Origin of the sequence: Kitasatospora sp. NPDC007106 (assembly GCF_040634455.1) — a bacterium.
In the GTDB taxonomy this organism is placed as follows: domain Bacteria; phylum Actinomycetota; class Actinomycetes; order Streptomycetales; family Streptomycetaceae; genus Kitasatospora; species Kitasatospora arboriphila.
In genome coordinates this window covers 1-3,229 of record NZ_JBEYFP010000673.1, presented here as the reverse complement: position 1 = coordinate 3,229, position 3,229 = coordinate 1, and the positions used below count along the sequence as shown (strand labels likewise).

General features: G+C 75.4%; 2 protein-coding genes and 1 pseudogene. 2 read left to right on the top strand and 1 reads right to left on the bottom strand.

Annotated elements, in window-relative coordinates; genetic code table 11:
- On the bottom strand, positions 1-1,313 hold a 1,313-nt coding region (locus ABZ641_RS30535; RefSeq protein ID WP_359986986.1), incomplete at its 3' end, for an O-antigen ligase family protein.
- A 37-nt stretch (positions 1,314-1,350) separates the two neighbouring features.
- On the opposite strand from ABZ641_RS30535, the gene ABZ641_RS30530 reads away from it, so the two are divergent.
- Positions 1,351-2,880 carry a polysaccharide biosynthesis tyrosine autokinase gene (locus ABZ641_RS30530; protein ID WP_359986983.1) on the top strand — a complete coding sequence of 510 codons (1,530 nt, stop codon included), beginning with the start codon at positions 1,351-1,353 and terminating at the stop codon, positions 2,878-2,880.
- Positions 2,877-3,229, top strand: a pseudogene (locus ABZ641_RS30525) (low molecular weight phosphatase family protein); the annotation flags it as partial. The gene ABZ641_RS30530 and the pseudogene ABZ641_RS30525, both read left to right, overlap by 4 nt.

Sequence of the window (3,229 nt, the reverse complement as noted above, 5' to 3'; positions counted from 1 at the left end):
CCCGCCGCCGGGCCGGGCAGCCGCCGGCCGGGCGGGGCCGCGGGTGCGTCCGGTGACCACGCGAGCAGCACGGAGACGAGCACGAGGACCAGCAGCAGGAACGGGCTGAAATCGACGCCGCGCAGCGGCGCCTCGGTCACGCAGGTGGCCACGGTGATGGCCGTCAGCGCCCAGGGCAGCCCGGCACCGGCCGCCGCGCCGCGGGCGGCCGCCACCACGACCGCCGTGGCGAACAGCAGCAGGCCGGCCGCGCCGACCAGCCCGGACGTGGCGAGCGTCTGGTGCAGCTGGCTGTGGGCGTGGGAGTAGACGGCCTGGACGGGGGAGGACCGGTCGGTGAACAGCGTCGGGCCGTAGCCGAGCAGGACGTCCGAGCGGAACGCGCTCATCGCCATGTCCCAGACCGCCGTGCGCCCGTGCAGCGTGCTGACCTCCCGGTCCGACAGCACCTGGCCGGCCCCCGTCACCAGGGCCGGCACGAGGACGGCCCCGCAGGCCGCGATGCCGAGGACCAGCAGCCGGCGCAGCAGCGGGTGGATGCGGTGGTGCGCGCCGCGCCGGTACAGCAGGAGCAGGCCCAGGGGCGCCGCCAGCCACGCCGTCCGGGACTGGGCCAGGACCAGGACGGCCGCGGCCGCGCCGGCGTGCAGCGGCCAGCGCCGGCTCCGGTACAGCGGCACCAGCTCCACGGCGAGCGCGACCGAGGCGATGACGCCCAGCAGGATCGGATGGCTGGTGACGCCGACCAGGCGGGAGGAGCCGAGGCCGGGCAGCCGGAAGTTGACGATGGGGCTGGCGGCCAGCGCCCAGCCGGGTGCGACGGCCAGCGCGCCCAGGCTGCCCCAGGTGTAGACCCGCAGCATCGCCCGTACCCGGCGCATCATCGCGGCCGGCCGGAGCCGCGGCGCCGCGTACAGGGCCGCGACGGTCAGCGGGGCGAGGTACAGCCGCCAGTCGCCCGCGCCGCCGTGTCCTCCGAACAGGGCGGAGAGCACCGGGCCGGCGTACATGCCGAGCGCCGCCGCGGCCACGGCCGCACCGACCGGCCCGACCGGCCGGCGGGGCCCGGCCAGGGCGAACAGCAACACGCCGACCAGCAGTGCCACGGTGGCCAGCAGGTAGCCCATGCCCACCTGCAACTGCCAGGCGGCCGGGCCCTCCTGGGCGGTCGGCAGGCCCCAATCCGCGGGGGCGCCGGAGTCCGCGGGGCCGCGCGGAGACAGTACGACGGCGAAGAACGCCGGGCCCAGGCCGACCGCCCACACGGCGACTGCTGCCAGGCGGGGGGCCACGGTGATGGCGCTGTGGCGCACAGACACTCCTCGACAGGGTGAGAGCGGCTGACCCGAAATGTGGTCAAACGTGTTTAAGCTCCCTAAGGGGATATCTCATGCCCCGGTGCCGAGTCCGGGTCGCCCCGGATGCCACGACCGGAACAACCCGAAGGGGTGCACGTTGGATCTGCGGGGATTTTTCAGGGCCATGGCGCGACGCTGGCTGTCCGTCACGCTCCTGGCGCTGGCCGGGCTCGGCGCGGGGCTCGCCGCGACGGCCGCCTCCACGCCGCAGTACCTGGCGACCAGTCAGATCTTCGTCTCCACCCGCGCGAGCGGCGACATCGCCGAACTCAACCAGGGCAGCGCCTTCTCCCAGGCGCGCGTCCAGTCCTACGCCGACATCATCTCCAGCCCCCGCATCGCCGGCCCCGTCGTCGACCGGCTGCGGCTGAGGACGACCCCGCAGGAGCTGGCGGGCCACATCTCCGCCTCCGCCAAGCTGAACACCGTGCTGATCGACATCACCGTCTCCGACACCGACCCGGAATGGGCGGCGCGGATCGCGAACGGCGTGGCCGAGGAGGCCGGTCGACAGATCGTCAGCCTGGAGACCCCGCCCGGGCAGACCACCGCCCCCGTCCACATCGGCATCACCCGCACCGCCGAGGCGCCCGGCGCGCCCGTCTCCCCGAAGCCCGTGCTGAACGCCGCGGCCGGCCTGCTCGCCGGGCTGCTGTCCGGCGTCGGCCTCGCCCTGCTGCGGGAGACCCTCGACACCACGCTGCGCACCGCCCACGCGCTCGGCACCGCGACCGGGCTGCCGGTGCTCGGGGCGGTGCCCTTCGACAAGGGCGCGCCGGACCACCCGCTCGCCGTCGGCCCGGCCGCGCACAGCGCGCGAGCCGAGGCCTTCCGGCTGGTGCGGACGAACCTGCAGTTCGCGCAGGTCGACCGCAGGCCCCGAGTGATCATGGTGACCAGCCCGCTGCCGGGCGAGGGAAAGACCAACACCGCCGCCAACCTCGCGCTCTCGCTCTGCGAGGCGGGCAGCCGGGTCTGCCTGGTCGACGCCGATCTGCGCAACCCGTGCGTCGCCAAGACGTTCGGCCTCGTCCAGGACGCCGGCCTGACCAGCGTGCTGATCGGCCAGGCAGCCGTCGACGAGGTGCTGCAGGAGTGGGGCGAGGCGAACCTGAGGGTGCTCACCTCGGGGCCCGTCCCGCCCAACCCGGCGGAACTCCTCGCCTCCGACCGGATGGGACTCGTCCTCGCCGGTCTCGCCCGGGACTTCGACACCGTCATCGTGGACAGCGCCCCCCTGCTGCCGGTCGCCGACACGGTCGGGCTTGCCCACGCCGTCGACGGCGCGGTCTTCGTCGTACGGGCCGGGCGCACACCGGGTGAGCGGGTGCAGGCGGCCGTCGAGTCGCTGCGTTCGGTGGGTGCCCCCGTCCTCGGCGGCGTCCTCAGCATGGCCAAGCTGCAGAGCGAGGGCTACGGGTACGGCTACGGGTACGGCGAGGCGGCCGCGGGCGACCTGCTGGTGGCGCCCAGGAAGCTCGACGAAGGTGCCGCGGCCGATGCCGTCCGGGCCGCCAAGTGACCCGCTTCGAGGTGCTGTTCGTCTGCACCGGCAACCTCTACCGCTCCCCGCTCGGGGAGCGGCTGTTCGCCGCGCACACGGGCCCGTCCGGCGGCGGCACCGGCGTCGCCAGCGCCGGGACGCTGGCGCGCCCCGGGCTGCCGATGCCGCCGCGGACCGCCGCCGCCCTGGAGGAGCTGGGCGGCACGCCCGGTACGTTCGCGACCAGGCGGCTGACCGCGGCCCTCGTCGCCTCGGCGGACCTGGTCCTCGGGCTCGCCCAGGAGCACCGGGACGCGGCGGTGCGCCTCCACCCCGCGGCGCTGCGGCGCTGCTTCGCCCTGGAGGAGTTCGTGCGGCTCGCCGGCGC